Annotated in this window: 23 protein-coding genes; 20 read left to right on the top strand and 3 right to left on the bottom strand. The window is 27.5% G+C overall.

The features are described from left to right. Positions 1 to 25 precede the first annotated feature (25 nt). From ACTG46_RS21380 to ACTG46_RS21350, 7 genes are all read left to right on the top strand, one after another. On the top strand, positions 26 to 811 hold the full coding sequence (locus ACTG46_RS21380; RefSeq protein WP_479924343.1) for a BRO-N domain-containing protein: 786 nt from the start codon (positions 26 to 28) through the stop codon (positions 809 to 811). Positions 812 to 979: 168 nt separating this feature from the next. Continuing rightward, positions 980 to 1,717, top strand: coding sequence for a BRO-N domain-containing protein (locus ACTG46_RS21375; RefSeq protein ID WP_479924342.1), 738 nt, complete (start codon positions 980 to 982; stop codon positions 1,715 to 1,717). A gap of 255 nt (positions 1,718 to 1,972) precedes the next feature. After that, the gene (locus ACTG46_RS21370) at positions 1,973 to 2,686 is read left to right on the top strand and encodes a LytR/AlgR family response regulator transcription factor (RefSeq protein ID WP_479924341.1); all 714 of its coding nucleotides are present in this window, start codon (positions 1,973 to 1,975) and stop codon (positions 2,684 to 2,686) included. Positions 2,687 to 2,923: 237 nt separating this feature from the next. Next, positions 2,924 to 3,286: a hypothetical protein gene (locus ACTG46_RS21365; protein WP_284182571.1), complete on the top strand. Its 363-nt coding sequence runs from the start codon at positions 2,924 to 2,926 to the stop codon at positions 3,284 to 3,286. A 240-nt stretch (positions 3,287 to 3,526) separates the two neighbouring features. Then, on the top strand, positions 3,527 to 4,564 hold the full coding sequence (locus ACTG46_RS21360; RefSeq protein WP_479924340.1) for a YHYH domain-containing protein: 1,038 nt from the start codon (positions 3,527 to 3,529) through the stop codon (positions 4,562 to 4,564). Between the two features lie 85 nt (positions 4,565 to 4,649). Beyond that, positions 4,650 to 4,853 (top strand): DUF4236 domain-containing protein, encoded by a 204-nt coding sequence (locus ACTG46_RS21355; RefSeq protein WP_003426228.1) that lies wholly within the window; start codon positions 4,650 to 4,652, stop codon positions 4,851 to 4,853. Positions 4,854 to 5,025: 172 nt separating this feature from the next. Further along, positions 5,026 to 6,042 (top strand): TFIIB-type zinc ribbon-containing protein, encoded by a 1,017-nt coding sequence (locus ACTG46_RS21350; RefSeq protein ID WP_479924339.1) that lies wholly within the window; start codon positions 5,026 to 5,028, stop codon positions 6,040 to 6,042. A gap of 150 nt (positions 6,043 to 6,192) precedes the next feature. On the opposite strand, the gene ACTG46_RS21345 is transcribed toward ACTG46_RS21350, so the two are convergent. Then, positions 6,193 to 7,005, bottom strand: coding sequence for a helix-turn-helix domain-containing protein (locus tag ACTG46_RS21345; RefSeq protein WP_479924338.1), 813 nt, complete (start codon positions 7,003 to 7,005; stop codon positions 6,193 to 6,195). Between the two features lie 220 nt (positions 7,006 to 7,225). Between ACTG46_RS21345 and ACTG46_RS21340 the strand changes: the two genes are divergently transcribed. The 4 genes from ACTG46_RS21340 (at position 7,226) to ACTG46_RS21325 (ending at position 8,840) form a co-directional block, all read left to right on the top strand. Continuing rightward, on the top strand, positions 7,226 to 7,354 hold the full coding sequence (locus tag ACTG46_RS21340; protein ID WP_479924337.1) for a hypothetical protein: 129 nt from the start codon (positions 7,226 to 7,228) through the stop codon (positions 7,352 to 7,354). A 97-nt stretch (positions 7,355 to 7,451) separates the two neighbouring features. Continuing rightward, on the top strand, positions 7,452 to 7,622 hold the full coding sequence (locus ACTG46_RS21335) for a CopG family transcriptional regulator (protein ID WP_479924336.1): 171 nt from the start codon (positions 7,452 to 7,454) through the stop codon (positions 7,620 to 7,622). Positions 7,623 to 7,740: 118 nt separating this feature from the next. Next, the gene (locus ACTG46_RS21330) at positions 7,741 to 8,487 is read left to right on the top strand and encodes a BRO-N domain-containing protein (RefSeq protein WP_479924335.1); all 747 of its coding nucleotides are present in this window, start codon (positions 7,741 to 7,743) and stop codon (positions 8,485 to 8,487) included. Positions 8,488 to 8,543: 56 nt separating this feature from the next. Further along, a complete protein-coding gene (locus ACTG46_RS21325) occupies positions 8,544 to 8,840 on the top strand; it encodes a hypothetical protein (RefSeq protein ID WP_479924334.1) in 297 nt (98 codons plus the stop codon). A 131-nt stretch (positions 8,841 to 8,971) separates the two neighbouring features. Here ACTG46_RS21325 and ACTG46_RS21320 read toward each other — a convergent pair whose 3' ends face one another. Then, on the bottom strand, positions 8,972 to 9,817 hold the full coding sequence (locus ACTG46_RS21320; protein WP_479924333.1) for a helix-turn-helix domain-containing protein: 846 nt from the start codon (positions 9,815 to 9,817) through the stop codon (positions 8,972 to 8,974). A gap of 270 nt (positions 9,818 to 10,087) precedes the next feature. Between ACTG46_RS21320 and ACTG46_RS21315 the strand changes: the two genes are divergently transcribed. The 5 genes from ACTG46_RS21315 to ACTG46_RS21295 all read left to right on the top strand — a co-directional run bounded on the left by ACTG46_RS21315 (position 10,088) and on the right by ACTG46_RS21295 (position 14,799). Next, positions 10,088 to 10,426, top strand: coding sequence for a hypothetical protein (locus tag ACTG46_RS21315; protein WP_479924332.1), 339 nt, complete (start codon positions 10,088 to 10,090; stop codon positions 10,424 to 10,426). Positions 10,427 to 10,470: 44 nt separating this feature from the next. After that, positions 10,471 to 11,925 (top strand): zinc-ribbon domain-containing protein, encoded by a 1,455-nt coding sequence (locus ACTG46_RS21310; RefSeq protein ID WP_479924331.1) that lies wholly within the window; start codon positions 10,471 to 10,473, stop codon positions 11,923 to 11,925. Positions 11,926 to 12,155: 230 nt separating this feature from the next. Continuing rightward, positions 12,156 to 12,686, top strand: coding sequence for a hypothetical protein (locus tag ACTG46_RS21305; RefSeq protein ID WP_243193478.1), 531 nt, complete (start codon positions 12,156 to 12,158; stop codon positions 12,684 to 12,686). A gap of 96 nt (positions 12,687 to 12,782) precedes the next feature. After that, positions 12,783 to 13,397: a hypothetical protein gene (locus ACTG46_RS21300; RefSeq protein WP_479924330.1), complete on the top strand. Its 615-nt coding sequence runs from the start codon at positions 12,783 to 12,785 to the stop codon at positions 13,395 to 13,397. 664 nt (positions 13,398 to 14,061) lie between these two features. Further along, on the top strand, positions 14,062 to 14,799 hold the full coding sequence (locus ACTG46_RS21295) for a zinc ribbon domain-containing protein (RefSeq protein WP_479924329.1): 738 nt from the start codon (positions 14,062 to 14,064) through the stop codon (positions 14,797 to 14,799). Positions 14,800 to 15,419: 620 nt separating this feature from the next. Here ACTG46_RS21295 and ACTG46_RS21290 read toward each other — a convergent pair. Further along, a complete protein-coding gene (locus ACTG46_RS21290) occupies positions 15,420 to 15,875 on the bottom strand; it encodes a helix-turn-helix domain-containing protein (protein WP_479924328.1) in 456 nt (151 codons plus the stop codon). A 255-nt stretch (positions 15,876 to 16,130) separates the two neighbouring features. Here ACTG46_RS21290 and ACTG46_RS21285 point away from each other — a divergent pair, with 255 nt between their 5' ends. The 4 genes from ACTG46_RS21285 to ACTG46_RS21270 all read left to right on the top strand — a co-directional run bounded on the left by ACTG46_RS21285 (position 16,131) and on the right by ACTG46_RS21270 (position 20,721). Then, on the top strand, positions 16,131 to 17,174 hold the full coding sequence (locus tag ACTG46_RS21285) for a phage antirepressor (protein ID WP_479924327.1): 1,044 nt from the start codon (positions 16,131 to 16,133) through the stop codon (positions 17,172 to 17,174). A 104-nt stretch (positions 17,175 to 17,278) separates the two neighbouring features. Beyond that, the gene (locus ACTG46_RS21280; RefSeq protein WP_479924326.1) at positions 17,279 to 17,992 is read left to right on the top strand and encodes an SHOCT domain-containing protein; all 714 of its coding nucleotides are present in this window, start codon (positions 17,279 to 17,281) and stop codon (positions 17,990 to 17,992) included. 59 nt (positions 17,993 to 18,051) lie between these two features. Continuing rightward, complete coding sequence (locus tag ACTG46_RS21275) at positions 18,052 to 19,752, top strand: phage tail tape measure protein (RefSeq protein ID WP_479924325.1); 1,701 nt, start codon at positions 18,052 to 18,054, stop codon at positions 19,750 to 19,752. 573 nt (positions 19,753 to 20,325) lie between these two features. Further along, positions 20,326 to 20,721 carry a phage tail tape measure protein gene (locus ACTG46_RS21270; protein ID WP_479924324.1) on the top strand — a complete coding sequence of 132 codons (396 nt, stop codon included), beginning with the start codon at positions 20,326 to 20,328 and terminating at the stop codon, positions 20,719 to 20,721. Positions 20,722 to 21,009: the final 288 nt, after the last annotated feature.

Below are 21,009 nucleotides of genomic sequence, written 5' to 3'. Positions count from 1 at the left end.
ATAAAATTTAAAGGGAGATTAGAGAATGAATAATTTGATGGTGTTTGAAGGGAAAGAAGTTGAAGTATTTGAATTTGAGGGGAAGATTTTATTCAATCCAAAACATGTAGCAGAGTGCTTGGATATAAAAAATGTAAATGAAAATTTGAGAAATATGAATGAAAAACAAGTAATTAAGTTAACTAATTCTAAAATCAATAGTACTGACTTTAGAAAATTGCACAATACAGGAGAAAATTTTCTTACTGAAAGTGGAGTTTATAAACTAATATTCAAATCAAGAAAAGAAGAAGCGGAGAGATTTCAAGATTGGGTATTTGATGAAGTTCTTCCAAATATCCGTAAACATGGCGGATACTTAACTAATTCAAAAATAGAGGAAATATTATCTAATCCAGACACAATCATAAGACTTGCCACAGACCTAAAAGAGGAGAGAGCGAAAAGAAAACAACTGGAAGAAGAAGTTGTCCATAAGGAAGATGTGATAATCGGACTTGTAGAAGATATAAGTCTAGCAGAGAAAAGACAGAGGATAAACCAGATAGTTAAATATAAAGCAGAGCCTAAGAGTTTTAGTAAAAGATGGAATTTATTATATAGTGAGTTTGAGAAAAAATATCACCTCGATTTAAAGAGAAGAATCAATAATTGTGACATTAAACCTAAAATTAAAAATAAGATAGATTATATTGAAAGAGAAATGAACATGATACCTCAATTATATGAGATAGCATGTAAGTTATTTGAGAATGACGTTGAAGAGTTAAAGAATGAGTGGATTTCAGTTATAGAAGAAAAAGTTTGTTAAGTTAAAATAATATAATCATTTCTAAAAAGCAAATCATGGATGCAATTCTAAGTTAACAAATCTAAAAGATAACATTGATAATTAAATAAAAAAAAGACTAAAGAGATTAGTCTAATGTTATCTATATTCTAATCTCTTTAGTTAATCAAATAAAAGGGAGATTAAAATATGAATAATTTAATGGTATTTGAAGGTAAGGAAGTAGAAATATTTGAGTTTGAGGGAAAGATTTTATTTAATCCAAAACATGTAGCAAAATGTTTAGAGATTTCAGATGTTAACAGCAGTATTAGAAAATTTAATGATAATCAGGTAGTTAAACTGACTAATTCAGATATGCACAATATGCATATCCGAAAATTAAATAATGCAGGAGAGAACTTTCTAACTGAAAGTGGAGTATATAAATTAATTTTTAAATCCAAAAAGAAAGAAGCTGAAAGGTTTCAAGATTGGGTTGCAGACGAAGTACTACCATCTATTCGTAAAACTGGTTCATATAATATGAATCATGACAATATAAAAGATGTATTAATACCAATCATGTTAAATGGTATGTTAGCTGGATTTGAGCAATTTTCAATAGAAAATGATAAGAAAATAGATTATAGATTCAACCAGATAAAAAATAGAATGGATGAAAAGATTAATGAGGTAAAAAATCTAATTGGTTTTAGGTCTAAAAATACAGCTATGCTATCTAAACTATTGAAGTTAAAACTATCTTATATTAAGGGATATAATGTTAATGCAAATGATTATGATTATAGAACTACAGCTACTAAAATTTTTGCAAGATATAATGTATCTAAATGGGAAGACATACCTGTGTCTAAATTTAATGAAGTTCATGCTTTGATTGACACTTTAGAAGAAATAGATGATATATATACATGGAAAAATTAGAAAATCCCCAGAGTTGGGGATTTAATTAAAAATAATAAATAATCGCCACAATTGGCGATTTTGGAAATATGGTATAAATATAATATTTTATTTAAATTTATAAAAAACAAAAAAAATGATAAAAAACAAAACTAAATAACAATATATTACATATTTTTTCATTTATAGAACACTAAAAAAGTGTTAGAATTGTTATAACAAATGATAATTCCGGAATATTTGTTTGTATAAAAAGAAATATTAGGGGGCGTTATTGTGTTTAAAATAGCTATATGTGAAGATGAAGAGATTCAGAGAACTATAATGTTTGAATATATAGAAATGTTTTTGCAAGAAAATAAATACAAAATTATTAGTTTCAAAAATGGAGAAGAATTGTTGAAGAATTATACTAAAGTAGACATAATTTTTATGGATATAGAATTCAAACATTTTGAAAGAATAAATGGACTTGATACTGCAAAAGAAATAAGGAAAATAGATAAAGATGTTTCTATAGTGTTTACAACGGCATTCACAGAATATGCTTTGCAAGGTTATGATGTTGGAGCTTATCATTATTTAGTAAAACCAATTTCATATAATAAATTTGAGAGCATGATGACAAAATATTTTTTTGAAAAAGCTAAAGAAAAAAAATTAATTGAATTTAAAGTGAAAGATGGAACAAAAGTTATAAAATTAGAGTCAATAGTATGCATAGAAAGTGTGGGCAAGTATATAAAAGTTCATACTAAGACTGAAAGTTTTTTTACATGTACAAAAATTAAAAAAATAGAAGAGAGCCTTCCCAATGAAATTTTCTTTAGATGCCACAAAAGTTTTTTAATAAATTTATTAGAAGTTAGAGACTATAATCATAGAGAAGTAATATTAGGAGAAAGAGAAGATATAAAAGCAACCATTTCTTTCAGAAGATATAATAGTTTTAAAGAAATTTTCACCTCACTTGTGTGTGGCGAATTTTAAAATAAAAATGAATAAAAAAAATCATTTCTAATTGAAAAATGAATAAATATATTCTTGAAATTACGTTAAATCCGTTTTTCACTACGTTCATGCCTGTTCCCTTGATTTTTTATTGAAAAGAATTTATTATATACTTAAAAGATACGTATCCTATTTTTAGAAATTTCTAACAACAATCTTGAAGCGTTTTTATTAAAGATTTTAAAGTATATAATAAAATTATAGGGGATGACACTTATGGAAGAATCAAGAAATTTCACAAATAATATGGGTATAATTAAAGCGTCTGAAATATTTAGAGGTAATATATTAGAGAAAAATGAACAACGTATTAATATGATTAAAAAGATAACAGATGATGATTTGCTAATCAAGATTGAAAAGTTTTTTAAATACATAAGAGAATATAATTTGCAGGGTGTTCAATATATAATAGAAAATGAATTATTTTATGAAAAAGTTCCTGATTATATAATAAATAAATACATAATTAAATTAAATAAAAATTGTAATATAGAAGATTTTAAATATGCATATAGGTTAAAGGCAAAGAATGGGTTTAGGAGGACTATGGATTATTTAGTTAGAATAAAGCATTAAGATAATTAAATTTACATATATTAAAGACAATCAAAATTGATTGTCTCTTTTTTATTGGATAACTTGTATTGAAGTTATACCAATGATGACAGAAGTATGACAGTAAAATAAGAAATTATTGTAGTGGATTGTATATATTATTAAGATATAGAGTTTTATCTTTGTCGAATTTTAACCGTTTAAACATAATATATTGACTGATATAATAAAAATATAGAATATTTTAGGGGGAAATATATTATGTTTAAGAAAAAGTTAATAGCTATAGTAATGAGTGTGGCTATGATTAGTATAGGGAGCTTTTCATATGCACACTCAGGAAGAACTGATTCATCTGGAGGTCATCGTGACAACAAGAATAAATCTGGATTAGGAAGCTATCACTATCATTGTGGTGGTTATCCAGCTCATCTACATAATAATGGTGGTTGTCCTTATACTAGTGGAGGAAGTAGCTCTGGAACAACAACCACTTCAGTTAATAATGAAGAAAAGCAAAAGAAATCTGTTGGAGAAAAAGGATATAATCAAGGATACGAGGATGGGTATAAGGGAAGCTATAGTTCAGCAAGTTATAGTGGAGATTACAGTGATACATATGAATCAAAGTACTCAGAAGGATATGAAAAAGGCAAGGCTAAATTAGAAGAAGAAGAAAAGGCAGCTGAAGAGGCTGGATATAATTTAGGACTTACAGGTGTTAAATCTAATAATACATATGAAAAAGAAGCTTTAAAAAGTGCTTATGATACTGGATATTCAAATGGATATAATGAATATAAGACTAAAAAGATAGAAGAATATAAAGCTAAGGGAATAGAGGATAGCAACAAAGATAAAGAGAAAATGACATTTGAAGAAAATATAGATTCTGAGTTTAAAGATGCTTATAATAGTGCTTATGATGAAATACAAGAGCAATTGAAGAATGATTATAACACTCAAGGATTTGAGAGTGCTATCAAAGGAGAAAAATTTGATACATCAACTATAGGTAATGTTAAATATTCTAATTGGTTTAAAGAAGGATATGATAATGGTAAAGTTAAGTTACCTAAAGTAAAGGAAGATATCTATAATCAAGGATATAATGAAGAAGATTTTAGTGTACCAAGTGAAATGAAGTCTATTGAGACTAAGTTAAAAGGTATATATGATGATGGATTAGAAAAAAGAGAAGAAGAGAAAAGTAGAAATATTACATATGGTGTTGGAGCTGGAACTGTAGCAGTAATTGCTGGAGTAGTATATAGAAAGAAAAAGCATAAAAAGATATAGATACTAGATATGCCAATGATGACAAGTGTATGACAAGGATAATTTTAAGTATATTTATTTGAAATATATAAGGGAGGTTTTATCTGTGGGATTTAATTTTAGAAAAAGCATAAATCTAGGCGGTGGATTAAAATTAAATTTAGGGAAGAAAAGTGTAGGGATAAGTGCTGGTGTTAAAGGTGCTAGAGTATCAGTTAATTCAAAAGGAAGAAAATCAGCTACATTAAGTATCCCTGGGACTGGAATATCATATACAAAAACTAGTACAAAGAAACGTAAACCTAAATAGATAGAAATAGGTATTAAAAGACAATCAATTGAGGTTGTCTTTTTTATTTTAAGATATTATTTATTCTATCTTTACTACATGATTGTAATAATGACAAGTATATAATATCCATAATATGGCAATATATGCTATAATTCTATTAACTATAGAATATTGAATGTGAGGGGATATTATGAGTCAAAAGGAAGTGAAGTGTCCTAAATGCAAAGAAAGCATTATGGTGGATGATTCTAAAGAAGCTTGTTTCTGTATAAATTGTGGGGAAAAAATTATAGTAAAAAACGATGCTTCAACTGTCGAAATGAGTGAAACAAAACGTATAGAAAATATTTTAAAACTAGCACAAACATCATATGAAGCAGGTAGTATGGATGATGCATACAATTATTATTGTAGAATATTAGAGTATAATCCAGATGATTATAAAGCTTTATTCTTCAAGGGGCTTTGTGCAGTAAGAGGTTCTAATTTATCAGATATGCGTATACCTGAAACTTTAGCTTATGTAGATAAATCATGGGAATTATTAAATAAAATATCAACAGATGAATCAGAAATTAAAACGCATAAATATAGAATAGTTAAAGAATTAGAGAATATTTCTGAGGAGATATTTTATTCAGCAAGTAATTTTTATTCTAAAAATTGGGAATGTGATGATGCTGCCGAATTTTATTGGGGTAATTTAACTGGATGTATGGATATTTTATTTTATAATACAAATTTTTTAGAGTATTATTTTGATTTAAAAGACAATAAGGGTCTAACAGTTTATTTAAATTCATTAAATTTAATTGTATCTTGTTGTGTTGAAATTTCTAAAGACCGTAAAAATGCATGGGCAGATAATGATTCTAAAGATAAAATGGAAGCTATATACAATCAAACTGTAGAAAAAATAAAGCTATATGATGAATCATATAAAGCTCCTGAGCTTAACATGACAAGAGAAGTTGGAGGGTGTTATATAGCAACAGCAGTATATGGTTCTTATCATGCTCCAGAAGTATTAGTACTAAGAAAATTTAGAGATGATATTTTATCTAAGCATTTGTTAGGAAGAATTTTTATAAAAGTATATTATACTTTAAGTCCACCTATTGCTGAATGGTTAAAGGATGCTAAGAAAGTAAATCTATTAGTTAAGAACATTCTTGATAAATTTGTACATAGATTAAGTAATAAATAGTGATTCAATAGAGACAGTCAATTAGGATTGTCTTTTTTTATTGAAGAAATATGACGCTACATAGTAATTGCAACGATGAAAGAAGTGTGACATAAATAATCATGTCTATCTGTTATAAATAAAAATAAGCATCTCTGATTGTTGAGATACTTACTTTAGATTGTTTTTATCTTGTATTAGTTTATCTACTAGATTGGAGATTAAGTCTAGACAATCATCATTTAGTAGGTTTATTTTATTGTGTAACGTATTTTTTACTGGATGTATTTTCAGAGAATGATTCGATTGACTATTTTTATTTTCTGTAAAATTAGTACTTCTTTGTACATATGAAAATTTTCCAGATTCAGTGACTATTTTTTCAATATCATTAAATTCAAGTCCTTTAGTAGGTAATTCATATTTAGAATCTAATAAATCATTAATATTAAAAAAATACTTAATAAATTTATTATAGTCTTCAAATGCTTTTTCTTTTAATCCCATTAATGAGTAAATATTTCCTCTGCGGAGATAAAAAATAATATTAATTATTCTAGCGTTCAATTCTATTGCTTTGCTATAATCATTTATTGCTTCATCGTACATATCTAACAATGTATAAAAAAATCCTCTTGTGGCATAAGCTTGTGCAACATCAATATTATCTTTTATTTTAAGAGTATTTGATTTAATAATATCTTCTATTGACCTTATGTAGTGTTTTGATAAAGGTATAGATATTCTATTAATAACTTTTAAATCATGTAAAGCATCAACAGTAAGTTCTTTGAAATTTATTACAATATCAGAAGAAACACCTAATGCTAGTGATATTTTATTAATAATTTCTAAATTGGGAGTTCTTTCTTCTCTTTCATAATTTCCTAATGCTACCCTTGATATTCCTGCTTTTTCAGCTAATTGTCCTTGTGTCATTTTGTTAGCTACTCTAAATGCTTTTATATTCTCTCCGATTCCCATAATATCAGCTCCTTTTTCATAAGTTTAACATAAATGACAACAAATGTATATATTTTGTTGACATTTTGACATGATGCTATTATACTAAAGTTAAGATAACAAAAAGTATACGAATGTTATCATTCGTTATCTTGATTTTAGTATAATATTATTTTAGGTTAATGGAGGTTTTATTTCGAGAAACATTGAGTAAGATATAAATAAAGGGGAGGAGTTAATTATGAAAATAATTAATAGAGAGAATTTAAGAAAAACAATAGATTTAAAAGAAGATATATCTGAAGTAGTAGTTCACGACATCAGCCAAGACAAAATTATTAAGCAAATCGACCTTTCTCAAATTGATTGATTGAAAAAAATTATTAGAAAAATTTGGAAAATACATTGACTTTTTGGAACACGAATAATACAATTATATTGTGGAACACAAAAAGTGAGGTGTAATAATGAGTTCTAAGATGGGAAGACCAAAAATAAATAATCCTAAAAATGTTGATGTTAAAGTAAGATTTGATGAAAACACTCATAAGAAATTGTTAGATTATTGTGAGAAAGAAAATATTACTAGAACAGAAGCAATAAGAAAAGGAGTAGATTTACTTTTGGAAAACAAATAAAAAGTAGCCCACGCTCCGACCAAAGTAACGATGGACTACTTTATACAAGAAGTTATTCTCTATGAAATATTCTATCATAGAGTGATACTTCTTACAATGAATTTGAGGAGGATTTTATATGATGAATAATTTGCAAATATTTAAAAATGAAGATTTTGGAGAAATAAGAACAATAGAGATAGATAATGAAATTTGGTTTGTAGGCAAAGATATAGCAGAAAAATTAGGATATTCTAATCCTCAAAAAGCTATAAGAACTCATGTGGATGAGGATGATAAAGGGGTGAACGAAATGGACACCCCTCGTGGAAAGCAAAATTTAATTATGATTAATGAAAGTGGACTATATGGTTTAATACTATCAAGCAAATTACCAAATGCTAAAAAATTTAAAAATTGGGTTACAAAAGAAGTTTTGCCAAGTATAAGACAAACTGGTTCATATGATATAAACAACTTAGAAGAAAGAGTAACTCCGATGATATTAAATGGTATACTTGCTGGGATTAAACAAGTTGCAATAGAAAATGACAAGAAAATAGATACTAGATTTAATCAAATAGAAAGTAAATTAGATAAGAAATATAAGAAACAAGATAAGCAATTCCAAGAAATGAAGAATATGATAGGATTCAAAGCTAAGAACACAAGAATGTTATCAAAATTGCTAAAGATAAAGCTATCAGAATTAAAAGGATATAGTGTTAATGCTTATAACTATGATTATAGAACTGTAGTGACAAGATTATTTTCAATATATAATGTAACTAAATGGGAGGATATACCAGTTACTAAATTCAATGAGGTTCATGCAATGATAGATGGTATAGAAAGCATGGATGATGTATATACTTGGAATAATTAGAGTGGTGACTGCTTATGTGTATAATTAAAACAGTTCACAAATTCGATGGGGATACATTGCAAAGAAACTCAAAAAGGGTTCAGATGATAAGGAATGTCAAAGACGATAGTAATTTGATGATTATAATTAAAAGATTTTTAGATAGTGTGAAAGATTACAATTTGAAAAATGTAAGATACATAATAGAAAACGAGTTATTCTTTGAAAGGATTTCTGTTCCGACGATATGTAGATATATAGATACATTGAACAGGTATACTGATATAGAATGTAGATTTGAAGAAGCTTATATATTAAAAGCAGAAAATGGATTCAGAAGGACTATAGATTATTTGGTTAGACAAACATATTGATGAAAAAGTTAAAAATATTAAGGCAGCTTATATAGCTGTCTTTTTTTATAGTAAAATAAAAGTGTTTTCATAGTGTATACTTGTTGGAATTTCAACATTAGGCTAACAGGGTACAAAAAAAGAGGCGTATATTAATCATCCTCTTCTTTTTGTTTATTAAAAACATTTACAATATTAAGAATTGCTTCTAATTCATCATTATTCAGTTCCTGACACTTTGAATACAATTCATCTAATAAACTAGTTTTTTTGAATAATTTATTATTTTTTTCTATATTATTTGATGCTTCTGATTTAATAATTTTAGAATATGATGTAGCAGATGTTGATTCTGAATAGTTATCTTTTTTACTCATATAAATTGAATAATCACTCATCGCCGAATCATAAAGCCCCATATTTTCGTATGCTCTTCCTCTTTTCATATATGCATCTATATAATCTTCATTTATATTAAGAATTTTTGAAAATTTTTCAATAGCATCTTCATATCTTTTTAATATAATATATACATCTCCTAATCCCTCATGTGCTTTTATACATTCAGAATTAATGTCAATTGCTTTTTGATAAACTTTAATAGCCTCTTTATATTTATCAACTAGAAGGTATGAGGATGCCAAAAGACAGTATGCCTCTTCGTCATTTGGATTTTCAGATATAATTTTTAGAGCATATGAAATAGAACTTTCAGTTAAAGCAAGCATTTTTTCTTTGATTGCTTTACTTTCAATTTGTCTTTTCAATTGACTGGTAGATTCCTTGGAATTTTCTTGATTATCAATGATATTTTCATAGTCGACATCTAAAGCTTCAGCAATTTGATATAAAAATTTTATATTTGGATTTCTTTTGTCATTTTCATAATTATAAATAGCATTTTTTGAAAGACCAGATTCTTTCGCTAATTGTTCTTGTGTCCATCCTTTTAAAAGTCTATATTTTTTTATATTTTTCCCTATATTATTTTCATCCATCTATATCACTCCTTTTATCAATTATACAACAAAATCCTACGTTTGTAAAAAATATTCCTACAAAAGGTTGAAAATAGTAAAAAATGGTATTATAATATAATCATACAAAATACAACAAATGTATGACTATGTATGATTTGAATTAAAAGGCTCTACAGACTTTGGCGAGTGGTAGAACCTTTACATGGTTGATATAATCATCAACAAAGCTAACTTGATTATATCAACTTCTTATAAAAAATACAAATATTAATATAAGGAGGATTGGGTATGAGTATAATTAAGGTAGCAGGAAGATTTCAAGGGGATATTTTAGAAAAAAATGAGCAAAGAATTAAAATGATAAGGCTTGTAAAACAAGATGACTCTTTATTGGTTATAATTAAGAAGTTCTTAGATAGGGCAAGAGAGCATGATATAAATGGGTTAGTATACATAATAGAAAATGAATTATTCTTTGAGGTAATCCCAGTTTACGTGATAGAGAAATATTTAGATAGACTGAATATGTTTAGTAATGTAGAAGATAGTTTTGAGGAAGCTTATAGGTTAAAGGCTGAGACTGGATTCAGAAGGTCTATGGATTGGTTGTTTAGACAAGTACATTGATGGATATGTTTTAAATGTAATTTACTTTTGGAGAAGGTGAGATTGTGGTTAAAGATGTTAAGTTGAAGAAGGGTATGTGTAGAGATGAAGTTAATAGATTATTGAAGGAACATGATGTTGATTTAGAGTTGGTTGATGAGATATATGGTGGGAATAGATATGGCCATAAATGGAGATGTGAATGTGGGAATATAATAGAAAAGAGAACTTGGGGTACTATAAAAGGCAAAGGAGCTTTAAGATGTAATGAATGTAAAAAAAGAAAAATACAAGAAAGATATAAATATGAGGTTGAAAAGGATGGAGAATATGAATACATAAGATGTTTTTTATCGGGAGATATATTGCCAAATGCTGAAGTTGTTATGTATAGACAAGTAAGAATAGAAATTAAGCATAAATTCTGTGGGAGGATTTACAATGTAAATGCCAATAATTTTATAAATCAAAATCGAAGATGTGATAAGTGTTGTGGTTCATACGAAAATTCATTTGCATATTACATTGAAAAAGAATTATGTGAACCACTCGAAAAATATTGGGATTTTGAAAAAAATACAGAAAATCCATATCATATTAGTAAAAATAGAAGTTCTAAAAATTCTAATGAAGAGAATTTGAAAATTTGGATTAAATGTGTAGAAAAGAATTATCATGGAAGTTATCGTATATCATGTAGTAATTTTGTGGCTGGCAAAAGATGTCCATATTGCTCTTCAAAGAAAATACATTTTAAAGATTCATTTGCGAATTATCATATAGATAACACTGATAAAGATTTTCTAATAAAGTACTGGGATTATAAAAAAAATATAGTTAATCCATTTTCAATAAGTAAAAGTACACGTAAAAAAGTGTGGATAAAATGTCAAATTAAAGAATACCATAACAGTTATTTAATTAGTTGTAGTCATTTTACTAATGGAAAAAGATGTAGTTTTTGTAGTCCATCATCAGGATACAAAATTCATGTATATGATTCATTCGGATACAGTAATTTTGATTTATCACAATCATGGAGTCCTAATAATAAAATATCATCTTTTAAAGTTTCTAAATCAAGTGGTAAGAAATATAAATTTATATGCCCTAAATGCGGAGTAGAATTTGAAAGAATAGTAGCAGATATTAACAAAAGAAAAAATGTCTCATGCAACGAATGTTCTATGTCTGAAGGAGAAAGAGAAATAGTTAAATGGATAAGTAAGAATAATACTAAATATACTTATGAAAAACAATTTAAGGATTTAATAGGATTAAAAGGTGGAAATTTATCATATGATTTTTATTTGCCAAAATACAAATTGTTAATAGAATATCAAGGTGAGTTTCATGATGGAACTGCGAATATGCAGACTGAGGAGCAATACAAAAAGCAACAAGAACATGATAGAAGAAAAAGGGAATATGCTAATAATAAAGGATATAAATTATTAGAAATATGGCATCAGGACTTTGATAATATAGAAGATATATTAGATAAAGAGATAGGAAAATAAATGTAAAATTAAACCTCCATAAAAATTGACTTAATTGCTATAATGTGGTATCATATAAGTACAATTATTAAATACGTTTCACAATGTACGGCTGAAACATTGTCATGTTACAAAGATGCTTCACAATGTGCAATAAAAAACATTGTTTGATACAAATACATTTAGCAATGTATGGCAAAAAACATTGCAGATAAAGTCCTTTAATTAGGGCTTTTTCTTATGGAGGAGAAATGGAAGAGAAGGGGATTTATTTTGCTAAGAATGAGTTTTATAGATTAATTAAAACTATTGGAGGAGTTTGGAATGACTCAAAAGAAAGACCAATAGTTTGTCTAATCAAATCCAAAGAACATGATAGTCTATATTGGGCTATACCTATGGGAAATTGGTCACATAGAGATGAAAAGGCAAAGAAAAGGATAGAAAAATATCTTAATAAAGAAGATTCAAATATAGAATCTTGTTATTATCATCTAGGTAAAACAACAACAAAATCAATATTCTTTATTAGTGATGTGATTCCAATTATTGATGATTTTATTGAAAGAGAATATAAAGGCTATAACTCTGAATTGTATGTAATAAAAAATAAAAAACTAATTGCAGAGTTAGAAAGAAAGTTAAAAAGAATACTCGCTTATGAAAAAGTAAATAAAAATTATTTTAGGCAACATATAACTGACATTAAAAATTTCTTAATCAATGCAATGGATAATGAAGAAGAAAAAATCGCTTTTACAAGCTTAGCTGATAATGAATAGAAAATTAAGAAGTCTACTTTAAGTAGACTTTCTTTTGTAGTATAAATTTTCCTTTAGACTTGATATAATTAAAGTATCAGAATAGGGGGAGATATTATGTTTAAAAAAATATTGTTGATTTTAATGATTGGGGTATTAGGATTTGGGGTTGTTGGATGTAGTGATAGTAAAGAAGAAAAATTAAATATTACACCAAAGGAAAATGCAGAAGAAGTAGTTTGTACAGAATATATAACCAGACTAGGAAACGTTGTTCAAGATACTATTTATAATTATGAGGAAAATAATAAATATGATAAGTACGAAAATAGTTATGAAAAAGAACATTCCTCAAAAGATGACTATAATTCAAATGAATATATTTATGGGGACAACAAAGAAAGATATAAAGATTTGATAGAAGAAATTACTAAGTTTAAACCAGATGATGAAAATATAGATAAATTACATGACAAGATAATTGAAGTATCAAGAGATATTTATAATAAGTATATTGAAATTATTAATATTGGATTAGAAGAAAATAAAATAAATAAGAAAGAAACTTTATCAAAAGAAGATGAAGAAAAACTTGATAAGTTAGAAGAACAACAAGATGTTTTAGAAGATGAAATTGAAAATCAAGAAAAACATCTGGAAAACATTTCTACTGAAATTACTTATAAATTAGTAGAAAAATATGGGGAGGATACTATTAGTAACTTGGAATAATTTATATATTTAAACAATACTTTAAAATTATTAGTAATGAAATTTTAAAAGATATTTTCTGTGAGAAGGTATCTTTTTTTATTAGAAAAATTTGACCTCGTAGATGCCTTTTTAAGACTTCGTAAAAATGATTACATGTGTTTATACCTTGATTGTTTAAAATCGAATATAAGAGGTCGGTTTTTTTATACTGAAAGTATTGGAATTTCAACAAGTGTTCCTGAGAGGAACATTTTATTTAGTGTTTAGCCACCATAAGAGCTTATTTTAATGTTTGAGTAGTGTGATGAAGGATTGAGGAGCTATTACTTGCGAGTTAATGATTTACTGGAATGGTTTATCATGTGAATTAAATTCAGTAGCTCCTAACTAGCCTTAAGTTTAAAATTTATAAATATTTAAAAACTAGATAAGTTATATTTTTGATATAAAATAGAAAGTCTACTTTAAGTAGGCTTTTTTTGTTATAATTCAATGATGACAGAGGTATGACAAGTATACATTTGAAAGATTTTTACCTATAATTCTTTATTTTACAAATATATACAATTAGTGGAGGTAATTCTACATGTTTCCTGCTATAATTATAGTGTTAGTAGAATAAGCTTTGAGGGACAGTAGAGCTACTGTAAGCTTATAACAGATATTATAGGGGGTATTTTATATGAGTGAAGATGAAAACAAAGTATCACAGGAAAATGATAGTACTAAATTTTGTACATCATGTGGAGAAAAGTTATTAGAAGAACAACTCTTTTGTTCTAAGTGTGGTAAAGGTGTGGATGAAAAAGAAGTAAAAGGTAAAAAAGCACCCATAAATAAAAAATATATTTATATTTTTGTTGGTATAATATTGGTAGTCGTAGTCGGAATTTTTGCTAATAATAGTATTAAAGAGAAAAAACAACAAGAGGCAAGAGGAAAATATATGATGGCTATTATAGATTTTCAAGAGAAAAGTTATGTAGCGGGAGCTAATTTAGAAGATATTTCTGATACTATTCAGACATATTGGAAAGAAAATATTTATGATGATAAACATGGTTCTGACATTGATGCTGCTATTTTTTCAGCAATGGCAGATAAAAGTGGTGAAATAGCACAAGCTAAAACATATGATGATGAGCTTTTAAAAATATATAGTACATTAAAGAATATTCCTGAAGGTAGCGATGATTTAAAAACTATGTTAGAAACAATAGATAAGTTTTATAATTCATATACAAATTTTTATAGTTTTGCAACTGAACCAAGTGGAAGTTACGTAGATTATTCTGATAGTAATAATACTAAGACAGATGACTTTCTATCAAATTATAGAGCTTTAGAAAATATAATAAAATCAAATAGTGAATTTGCAAAGATTAAGGCATTATCAGAGAAACAAAAAGAAAAAAGTTAATATTTATGCATGGTTTAGATTGATAGGTGCCTTAAATTTATTAATAATGAAATTTTAAAAGATACTTTCTGTGAGAAGGTATCTTTTTTTATTGGAGAAATTGACCTCGTGTAGGATTTTCTAAGGCCTTCTGAAAATGATTACTTGTGGTTTTTATACCTTAATTGCTTAGAATCGAACACAGAAGGTTGTTTTTTTATACTGAAAGTGTTGTAATTTCAACAAATGTTCCTCTCAGGAACATTTTACTTGGTGTTTAGTCACCATAAGAGTGAGTGGTCACTACTTTAGGTGTGATGTGATTGAGGGAGTACCAAATTGACAACACATCTTAGCACAATAATTTTCCATTGTGGAAAATAAAAATGTGTTTATTATGTACATGTATTGAAATTATAATGTTATTTCACTATATATTATTCTATTTTGAAAACTATAGGGAAACATTAGAAATGATAACACATTCCTAAAATGGGAATATGGTAAGATTATAAAGGGGTAGGTGAAATACCGACTCTTAAAGTAAAAAAATAAATTCCATAAAATAAAAGTGTGTCCATGATGGACACATGTTGAAATTTCAATATTGGACTAGTGTGGTACAAAAAAAGAGGTATATATTAATCCTCCTCTTTTAGTTGGTTATAGGCGTTTTCCATCATTCTTTTTATAGCTTTCTTGTCTTCTTTATCTAATTTTACATAAAGTTTAGCCATATATTTTACTTCCTCATCAATATCAAGTGAATCAAGAAATATATCTAAGTTGTCTGTAAACTCTTCTTTATTATTTTTAGGTTTCTCAATTATATCATAATTAGAATTATCTTCACATATGATTGATGGAACTTCAGGTATATTTGCATTAACTGAATAACTAGTTTTAGTATGACCTAGAAGATAATCTGTAGTGACATTAAAGTATTCAGCTAGTTTAAGTATTAGTTCTGGAGAAGGATTTCTTTTATTATTTTCATACATACCTATAGCTCCTTGTGTTACATCTAATATCTTTGCTAAATCAGATTGTTTTAAGTTATTCTTAATTCTAAGTTGTTTTAATTTTTCTCCAATCATGTTTTAACACCTCCTATATCTATTATAACACAATAAGTTATAAAATATATACTTGACATAACATAATGTTGGTAATATAATACAAATATAACTTAGAGTATTTTAACAATACTAAATGTTATAAAAATAAGGATAGGAAAAGGGGCTATTCTCCCCTGCAAAGTTTGAATAGCCCCTTTATGGTATATGATTCTATACTAATGATATTATATACCATTCCTTATAGAAAAAACAATATATGAGGAGGTATTAATTATGGAAATAATTAATAGAGAAGATGAAAAAAGAGTAATAAGCTTCAACAATGAATTGTTTGGAGAAATAAGAACAGTTGAAATTGATGGTAAACTGTATTTTGTTGCAACAGATATAGCAAAAGCTCTTGGATATGCAAAGCCAAATAATGCAATTGAAAGACATTGTAGGTATACCCTAAAACAGGGAATACCTCACCCACAAAGTAAAACTAAAACTTTGGAAGTGAATATAATACCAGAAGGTGATGTGTATAGATTAATTACAAATAGCGAATTACCAAGTGCTGAAAAATTTGAACGCTGGGTATTTGATGAAGTTCTTCCATCAATAAGAAAACATGGAGCTTATATGACCAATGAAGCACTAGAGAAGGCAATCAATGACCCAGACTGGACTATACAATTACTTACAGAACTTAAAAGAGAAAGAGCTACTAAAGAGAAATTAAGAATAGAGCAAGAGAAGAATAAACCAAAAATTGAATTAGCTAATGCAATAGAGTGTTCATCAAGCTCAATCCTAATTGCTCAATTGTCTAAGATATTGAATCAAAATGGAGTAGACATAGGACAGAATAGATTATTTGAGTGGATGAGAAATAACGAATATTTAATTAAAAAGAAAAGAGCTGACCATAATTCTCCAACTCAGAAGTCAATGGATTTGAAGGTATTAGAGATTTCTGAAAGTACTGGTATAGATAAAGATGGGAATGTTGTAATTAGACAGACACCTATTGTAACTGGTAAAGGTCAGATATATTTTGTAAATAAGATATTGAGAGAGAATAATAAAGTGCTTAAAAGATTCATGATAAATAATGATTATATAAAAGGAGTTATGGTCGAGATAGGTAAAACATATGCTATATACGACCATGAGTATTATGGATTTATTGGAATATTAAAAGGTGTAAGAAATGAGAAGATAAGAGTAGAAGAAATTGGAGATGTTTCTAGGAGTAGGGATATTCCAATATGTATGATAGATTACATAGAAGAGGCTAGTAAAGAAGATATAGATAAATATTTGAGTAAATGATTTTATGGAAATAGGAGTTTTACTTCTATTTCCTTTTGTAGTATAAATTTTCCTTTAGACTTGATATAATTGAAGTATCAGAGTATAAAAGGGGGAGATATATTATGGAAGGAGATACAGGTCGTTTAATTTTTATAGGGCTAGGTGTAACTATATTTATTATTTGTGGACTTATAAAAAATGCAATGGATAATGCTAGAGAGAAAAGAGAAAGGCTAGAAAGAATAGCAGAAAGAAATAGAGAAAAGACAAAAGTAGAACAGGCGATACAAAAAAATATTTCAATGTCTAAATGTCAAGCTTTTGGTAACTCAAATAGTGACAGTGTGATATTGAGTAATAATGGTAAAATATCTATTATTCATGCTGGATTTAAGACAGCTGTTAAAAAAAATATAGAAGATTTAGTAAGCATTAAATTCAACATGCAAGTTAGTGAAAAAAATCAGATGAGAATAATATCTATAGTTCCTACATATGATAAATATACTTTTGTAGAAAAAATATATTTAACTTTGATATTTGAACTTAATACTTATGAAGTATTTTATATTCCAGAATATAAAAATATAAATAATGCAGACATTCAAGAAAAAATAAAAGAAATGGAAAGATTTAAATTAGTTGTAGAGAATGAAGCAACTAAATTTAAAAATGCTAAAATAGAAAGCAATAATAATATAAAAAAAGATGATGATGAGGATATATCTAAAATTTCAAAGGCATTAAAAGAATTACAGAGTTTGAAAGAGCAAGAAATATTAACAGAAGAAGAATTTAATGAAAAGAAAAAAGTATTATTGGAGAAAATTAAATAAAAATATTAAGACAGTATATTAACTGTCTTTTTTTATGTGTTAAAAAAGGAGTTGGTTAAATGGCAGAAGAGTTTAAAATTAAGACCAGTATTGAGCTTGATGATAAAAAGGCTAAGCAACAATTAGCATCATTGAAGACATCTGCAAAAGAAAATAATATAAAATTAAATGTAGAAATGAACACATCTTCTCTAAATAATTTGAAACAATTAGAAAGTGTTTTAACTAAAATCAATGCTTTAAGTGCAAAGACTCAAAACAACTTATTTGGAGGTAAATCCAGTAAAGGTTCTAGCTTAGGAGTAAATAGTTTACTATCCGATTATCAGAAATTAATTAATAAGAAAAATACAATTGAAAAACAAATGTCTAAGACTACGAATGTCCAGTCATATACAGAATTAAATGGGCAATTAACCAGAACTATTAATCAAATCTCTAATCTAGGTTCTGCATTAGATAATCTAAAAGGGAAAACTCAAGTTAACGATAGTGCATTTGATAATATGCAGAGGTCTTTAGCAACAACTTTTCAAAAAGCTCAAGCTGATATAGAAAAAATGCAAAATCAGATTAGTAAACTTAGACAGAATAAGTTTTTAAATAATGCTCAATTAGATGAATTAGACAAGTTGTCCTCAAAATTAACTAGATTATCTAATACAGAATTAAAGGGATTGAAATTCGAGAGTATGTCAAAATTACTATCTGATGTACAAGCTGTTCAAAATGGAATTTCTAAATTTAAACTTCCGAATATAAATAATAGTATGTCGGCTCAATTTAAAACACTTCAAAAAGACGCAGCTCAATTAGAATCAAGAATAGCCAAGCTATCAAATTCTAAGTATGCTAATTCTTCTCAGCTAAATGCCATGTTAAATGATTTAAAAAAAATACAAAGTTTAGATTTTAGAAATATGAATAGTAGTGGAATGACCGCTGCAATTACTGGTTTAGAATCAATGAAAAACAAGGTTAAAGAAGTAGAAGGTGCTATTAAAAATACTAAGCTAGATGTTAAATTTAATATGAATCTTTCTAAAGTAATTTCAGATTTGAATAGGCTTAGACAAAAATGTTTAGAATTGGGGCAATCAACTGCTGGAATTGATAAACTTGAAAAAGAATTAATGCAATTAAATGGGATGTCTCTAGGTCAAAAAGTAAAGGAATTAGATGCAATAAAAAATAGAGTAAATAATATGAAATCTAATTTCACAGGATTAGGAACTAGTGTAAAAACAACAAGTGGTTTCTTTAGTGATTTATATGGCTCGATGAGAACTTACACTCTAGGTAATATGATAGGTATGTCTATTACAAATGGTGTAAGAAACATTAAAACAACGATTATTGAATTAGATAGTGCTTTAAGAGATATGATGAAAGTCGCCCCTGATAATTTTGAAGGGACAAGTGAGCAATTAAAGAATGTAAAAAATGAAGCAATTTCAATAGGGAAAGATACTGCTAGAGCATCAGAAGATATAATTCAAGGAGCATCTAAAGCTCTACAGACTGGTGTAAAATCTGTATCAGACAGTTTGAAAATAGCTAAACAATCAGCAGTTTTTGCAAATGTTGGTGATTTAGACCAAGAAACTGCCGATAAGTATTTAACTAGTGTCATGTCCGCTTATGGTGGAATGACAAAAGCATTAAAACCAATTAAAGATACTAGAGTTCAAATCAAAGGAATGAGTAAAGATTATGATAATCTCACAAAGTTTCTTGATTTATCGAACTATGCAGGTTAATAAAATAGCCCCTTTATATAGAAATATATAATTGAACTCAGAATATGCTGGAAACTCCTTAGAACCTTAATTAGTAAGTGTATTTGGAAACTTATACATTATCTGAAAATATTAAGGATTGGACAATCAGCAGAGATAGACCTAAGTTCAAAAAAGAATATGGTAAGCTCTCAACGACTACCAATGAGCATCCTAAATGGGTGATGGTATAGTCTATTCCCTTTTAAATATCGAGAAATCGAGGGTATAAAAGAATAATTTTGCAATAACAACTGGCGATTAATTTTAGTCGCACTATATAGTAATATATAGTTAAAAACTCCTTTAACTGCTGGGAACTCCTTAGAGCTAACTAAACTACAACATAATTGGAAACGATAAATGTGAATGTTTAAAAATTAGTTGGATTGGACAATCAGCATCCAAGCTCCGTATGGGAGAAGGTTCAACGACTATTATGTAGATTCAAGTGAATCGAAATGGGGAGCATCCTTAAAGGATGAAGATATAGTCTCGTCTTTATAGAGATATAAAGAAGTTCATAAGAGAACTGATTAGGATTAACGAACCTAATTGAAGGTATCGGTAGGAGCTGCATTACAAAGAAGTGCAAGTATGTTATCATCAGCAGGTGTTTCAATGGAAGACTCTGTTGCCTTGATAATTGGAGGAAATGAATCTGTACAAAATGCTGAGAAAGTAGGTACAGCACTCAAAACAATTGGTATAAACATGAGTGGTATCAAAGCTTCAGCAGATTCAGGAAAAATCAGTCTTAACAAAACTGCTAAAACATTACAAGAAACAGCTAAAATAAATGTATTAGATAAACAAACTGGTCAAGTAAGAGATATGATGTCAATTTTAGATGAATTGGCAGAAAAGTGGCATAGTGTTGGAGAAGATGCCTTAACTAAAAATCAAAAAAGTGGTATTGCCGAAGCGATTAATTTTAGTCGCACTATATAGTAATATATAGTTAAAAACTCCTTTAACTGCTGGAAACTCCTGTTAGACTTTTAGTACCAAGTGTAACAATCTAAAAGATAGGGACAATCAGCAACCAAGACTCAGACAGAGTAAGGTTCAACGACTAGGTTATAAACCGTACATATCAAGCTATTGGATATGGAAATGGGGAGCATCCTTAAAGGATGAAGATATAGTCTCATCTATATGGAAACATATAGTAGTTCATAAGAGAACGGGTTAAGCATAGCGAACTTAACTGAAGATTTTGTTCAGGCAAAAACCACA

The organism is Clostridioides sp. LIBA-7678 (genome assembly GCF_056716065.1).
The sequence above is the reverse complement of the archived record's forward strand: the minus strand, read 5'-3'. Positions and strand labels throughout refer to the sequence as shown.

Bases quoted from the DNA above. Each gene is read 5' to 3' on its own strand.
- ACTG46_RS21380 (WP_479924343.1), top strand. From the start codon at position 26: ATGAATAATTTGATGGTGTTTGAAGGGAAAGAAGTTGAAGTATTTGAA.
- ACTG46_RS21375 (WP_479924342.1), top strand. From the start codon at position 980: ATGAATAATTTAATGGTATTTGAAGGTAAGGAAGTAGAAATATTTGAG.
- ACTG46_RS21365 (WP_284182571.1), top strand. From the start codon at position 2,924: ATGGAAGAATCAAGAAATTTCACAAATAATATGGGTATAATTAAAGCG.
- ACTG46_RS21360 (WP_479924340.1), top strand. From the start codon at position 3,527: ATGTTTAAGAAAAAGTTAATAGCTATAGTAATGAGTGTGGCTATGATT.
- ACTG46_RS21350 (WP_479924339.1), top strand. From the start codon at position 5,026: ATGAGTCAAAAGGAAGTGAAGTGTCCTAAATGCAAAGAAAGCATTATG.
- ACTG46_RS21345 (WP_479924338.1), bottom strand. From the start codon at position 7,005: ATGGGAATCGGAGAGAATATAAAAGCATTTAGAGTAGCTAACAAAATG.
- ACTG46_RS21340 (WP_479924337.1), top strand. From the start codon at position 7,226: ATGAAAATAATTAATAGAGAGAATTTAAGAAAAACAATAGATTTAAAA.
- ACTG46_RS21335 (WP_479924336.1), top strand. From the start codon at position 7,452: ATGAGTTCTAAGATGGGAAGACCAAAAATAAATAATCCTAAAAATGTT.
- ACTG46_RS21330 (WP_479924335.1), top strand. From the start codon at position 7,741: ATGATGAATAATTTGCAAATATTTAAAAATGAAGATTTTGGAGAAATA.
- ACTG46_RS21320 (WP_479924333.1), bottom strand. From the start codon at position 9,817: ATGGATGAAAATAATATAGGGAAAAATATAAAAAAATATAGACTTTTA.
- ACTG46_RS21315 (WP_479924332.1), top strand. From the start codon at position 10,088: ATGAGTATAATTAAGGTAGCAGGAAGATTTCAAGGGGATATTTTAGAA.
- ACTG46_RS21305 (WP_243193478.1), top strand. From the start codon at position 12,156: ATGGAAGAGAAGGGGATTTATTTTGCTAAGAATGAGTTTTATAGATTA.
- ACTG46_RS21300 (WP_479924330.1), top strand. From the start codon at position 12,783: ATGTTTAAAAAAATATTGTTGATTTTAATGATTGGGGTATTAGGATTT.
- ACTG46_RS21295 (WP_479924329.1), top strand. From the start codon at position 14,062: ATGAGTGAAGATGAAAACAAAGTATCACAGGAAAATGATAGTACTAAA.
- ACTG46_RS21290 (WP_479924328.1), bottom strand. From the start codon at position 15,875: ATGATTGGAGAAAAATTAAAACAACTTAGAATTAAGAATAACTTAAAA.
- ACTG46_RS21285 (WP_479924327.1), top strand. From the start codon at position 16,131: ATGGAAATAATTAATAGAGAAGATGAAAAAAGAGTAATAAGCTTCAAC.
- ACTG46_RS21280 (WP_479924326.1), top strand. From the start codon at position 17,279: ATGGAAGGAGATACAGGTCGTTTAATTTTTATAGGGCTAGGTGTAACT.
- ACTG46_RS21275 (WP_479924325.1), top strand. From the start codon at position 18,052: ATGGCAGAAGAGTTTAAAATTAAGACCAGTATTGAGCTTGATGATAAA.